1 protein-coding gene is annotated in these 508 nt (G+C 57.3%); it reads right to left on the minus strand.

What is annotated here, in order from left to right; all coding sequences use genetic code 11:
- A partial coding sequence (cyoA, locus tag EOE48_RS28620; protein ID WP_210249616.1) for a ubiquinol oxidase subunit II occupies positions 1 to 489 on the minus strand: 489 nt, incomplete at its 3' end.
- Positions 490 to 508: the final 19 nt, after the last annotated feature.

Consider the following 508-nt stretch of genomic DNA (forward strand, 5'->3'; position numbering starts at 1 on the left):
GCCACCCAGGCCCGGGATGAAGAACGAGTTCATCACGGCGTCGGAGGTGACAAGGAAGTTCACCGGGGTATTAGCCGGGAAGTTGATCTTGTTGACGGTGGCAATGCCCTGTTCCGGGTAGATGAACAGCCACTTCCAGTCCAGTGCGACCACGTCGATCTGAATCGGCTTCACGTCCGAGTCCAGCGGACGGTAAGGGTCCAGCTTGTGGGTGGAGTGGTAGGTGACGTAACCCAGGGCGATGATGATCAGGATCGGGATGATCCACACCGCAGCCTCGATCTTGGTCGAGTGCGACCAGTCAGGGGTATAGGTGGCTGCCTTGTTGGAAGCACGGTACTTCCAGGCGAACGCCAGGGTCATGATGATCACAGGAATGACCACCAGCAGCATCAGGCCGGTAGCGATCAGGATCAGGTTCTTTTGCTCAATGCCGACCTGGCCCTTCGGGTCGAGCAGGGTCCAGTTGCACCCACTGAGTAAAAGCATGCCTAAAAAGGGCAATATG

Origin of the sequence: Methylobacterium oryzihabitans (assembly GCF_004004555.2) — a bacterium.
Taxonomy (GTDB): Bacteria; Pseudomonadota; Alphaproteobacteria; order Rhizobiales; family Beijerinckiaceae; genus Methylobacterium; species Methylobacterium oryzihabitans.